This window comes from Streptomyces sp. NPDC001056, assembly GCF_053598955.1.
On the sequence record NZ_JBSFLI010000084.1, the window covers coordinates 1 to 2,860 of the forward strand.

Consider the following 2,860-nt stretch of genomic DNA (forward strand, 5'->3'; position numbering starts at 1 on the left):
CAATAGGAATCCTCACCGAAGCCGAGCCCGGCACCTTCAGCAGGAAGTAGTAACCAAGCCCGGAACGGACATCAACTCACGAACCGACCACTCAGCGGCACCGAACAGATCGCCCAGGACAGTCTGGAGGCCGTCCCGCTCGACGTCGCCGTCCAGTCCCCCGGCTGCTGACCTACGCGAGGCACACATGGTGACCGCGACGCCCCGCAGCACCACCCCAATCAGACAGCTCCCCATCCAGCCCCGCCCCCGAGCAGGCGAGGGACGCACCACGTTCATCGAGCGTCTGGCCACCGCGAACTTCCTCAGACCCAGCTATCTGCGCGCCTACCTACGCGACCCCGACTCCAAGAAGGCCGCCCCGTCCTGGGAGCGCCTGGCCCGGATCACCGGCGCGACCCGGTCCTCCTACAGGAGGTCCTCGAACGGAAGCAGTGCGTCGAGTGCGGCAAGCACCTGCCGATCGGGGACCGCCCCACGAAGCGGCGGCGATGCTCCCAGGCTTGCCGTCAGAAGGGCTACCGCAAGCGGCACCCAAAGCCGCTGAAACTCACACGGATCACCAACTGCCAAGGGTGCGGCAACGGGCTGTCCTATCATCGGCAGCCACGCCAGTACTGTTCACCGGCATGCCGACAAGCCACCTACCGCAGGCGGATGCACGCAGCTCACCCGCCCCAGACCCGGGCCAAGAACTGCCAGGCATGTGAGGCGCCGCTCATCTCCGGCCCCACCAACAAGGTCTCCTGCTCGAAGCGCTGCGCCCGCTGGGCCTACATCAACCGACGTATCGATCGGGGCCTTCCACCCCTGCCCCAGCCGGCCGCGGACATCCCTCGGGGCATCCAACCGGACTGCTGCGTCGTCTGCGGTGGGCCTCTCACCTGGGGTTCCACTGGGCAGATCCGACTGACCTGCTCAAACTCCTGCCGAGCAAAACGCGCCTACCGGCGCAAGAAGGAAAAGCTCGCGGCCACCGCCTGACCAGTCCAACTTCGCTGTCAGAGGACACGACGAAGTCTCTCAAGGAGCTCTGACCGGCGCGCTCCGCACCCGCGCAGCATTCCCAGCAGGTTCAGGTCAGGGAGCCGAGCCCGTTGTGATGGCATAGCCGATCGCGGCGGCTGCGTCGGCAATGCCCGCCAGGGATGCCTTGTCGTTCAAAGCGGTGACCACCTCTTGGGTCAGCGGGCGAAGGGCATATACGTGGCGCACCGCGTGGATGTCGACCGGGATCTCGTAGTAGTCCTCCGCGAACTTCTGGAATGCCTCCGGTGATGGGTCGACCAGCAGGTGGAACAGCCAACCCGAGCCGTCAGGGTCGGCGTTGTCTTCAGGGAAGTCGATCTCTCCGGCCTGCCAGTGCTCGCTTCCCTCCTCACGCCATATGCAGGCCGTCACCCTGGGCATTCCGTCGTCTGTGAAGGACGGCTCTTCGACGCAGCTGCGGAACACCTCGGGGACCGAGTCCACTACGCCTGGCCAGGGCGCGTCGTCGACATATGGGCTCATCGCCGACTCGTGGTCGAAGCCTCGAACATACGCGTCGGCCGGAGAGAAGATGACGTCGAACTCGTCCCCCGAGCCGTTACGCATGGAGGCGATCTCCTCCGTCTCGGACCAGGCCCGGCTGAATGAGTAGTAGCGCTCACCGTCAGGGTTCAGCACAGTCTCCAGCATGGCTATCGACCGACACCGGTCCCGCAGCGTCGGGATGTCAGGAAGAGCCTCGGCAACGTCGTGAACAGTCATGCGGCCTATCCAAACGCACGCCACTGACAACAGATTGCGCGTTCGCCCAGCGGCAGACCTCGCGACTCAGCCGAGGCCATCCCCTATGCGCCCTATGCCTTCTCTGGCGAGCACATCCAGGTTGACAAGGCCAGGGTCGAGGCGATCACTGAGAGCAAGGAATTCACCCCGAGCCAGAAGTACATGGTCCTGTGGTGGATCGGGGTCTCTCCCCAGGGCATGGCACCGTTGAGAGCAACCGGCGCGGACATCCGCTGACGCCGTCGGAAAAATCAACCGGAAGCTTCTCAAGCTGCGCATTCTGATCGAGCGCGGACGTATCGGCAACTACCGGCTCTACCGGATCAGCCCGTACATTGCCTTCCACGGGACTGGGATCGAGCAACGGGAAGCGATCAAGACGTGCAACCCGCCGGACATCCCCGGCTTCGACAACACGACCCCTTTGCTGTGGGAGGCCCAGTGAAACAACGACGACAAGCACAAGCTCCTGGACGTCCTGCACCGCACCGCCGGCATGACCGCCAACCAGCGCCTGATCGTCATGCTCTACGCCATGCACCCCGCGGACCGGGCGGGCGCAGTCATCGAGACCGGCGCCAAGCTCGCCGAGCTCGTCGGCATGTCCCCGACTGTGTTCTCCCGCACCCGGCGCCAGGTCGTGGAGGCTGGCTGGCTTGAAGAGTCCGAGCGACTTGCGCACATCAGCTACTACCGGCTCAGTACGAAGAGCACCGGCGATGACGTCGTCGTACCCCTGCGCCGAGCGACCTGAGCGGCTCCGAGGACCAGGGCTCATGTACGTGAGGTCAATGAGTACCGACCTCAGGATCGGTGCTCATTGACCTCACGTACATGAGCCCTCTGTGTTCCGGTCAGAGCAGGCTCATCAGGCGTTTGGCCAGACCTTCTCCGACGTCGAGCACTGAGTCTGACGAAGGTGATCAAGCAACAAGGCGCGCAGCTGGGGCACCGGAGCACCAGCGCCCGGAGCCTCGAGCAACCAGGAACACCCCTGAGTGGTCGGTTCGTGAGTTGATGTCCGTTCCGGGCTTGGTTACTACTTCCTGCTGAAGGTGCCGGGCTCGGCTTCGGTGAGGATTCCTAT

General features: G+C 64.4%; 2 protein-coding genes and 1 pseudogene. 2 read left to right on the forward strand and 1 reads right to left on the reverse strand.

The genetic code is table 11. The features are described from left to right. Positions 1-1,080: 1,080 nt before the first annotated feature. The gene (locus tag ACWDD7_RS37455) at positions 1,081-1,752 is read right to left on the reverse strand and encodes a hypothetical protein (protein ID WP_450460687.1); all 672 of its coding nucleotides are present in this window, start codon (positions 1,750-1,752) and stop codon (positions 1,081-1,083) included. Between the two features lie 33 nt (positions 1,753-1,785). On the opposite strand from ACWDD7_RS37455, the pseudogene ACWDD7_RS37460 reads away from it, so the two are divergent. Together ACWDD7_RS37460 and ACWDD7_RS37465 are read left to right on the forward strand one after the other, a co-directional pair. Then, positions 1,786-2,218, forward strand: a pseudogene (locus tag ACWDD7_RS37460) (MarR family transcriptional regulator). Between the two features lie 51 nt (positions 2,219-2,269). Then, a complete protein-coding gene (locus tag ACWDD7_RS37465; protein ID WP_450460688.1) occupies positions 2,270-2,527 on the forward strand; it encodes a replication initiation protein, RepL2 in 258 nt (85 codons plus the stop codon). Positions 2,528-2,860 lie beyond the last annotated feature (333 nt).

What these genes read in the sequence shown, in the direction of transcription:
- ACWDD7_RS37455 (WP_450460687.1), bottom strand. Translation starts at nt 1,752, where the DNA reads ATGACTGTTCACGACGTTGCCGAGGCTCTTCCTGACATCCCGACGCTG.
- ACWDD7_RS37465 (WP_450460688.1), top strand. Translation starts at nt 2,270, where the DNA reads ATGACCGCCAACCAGCGCCTGATCGTCATGCTCTACGCCATGCACCCC.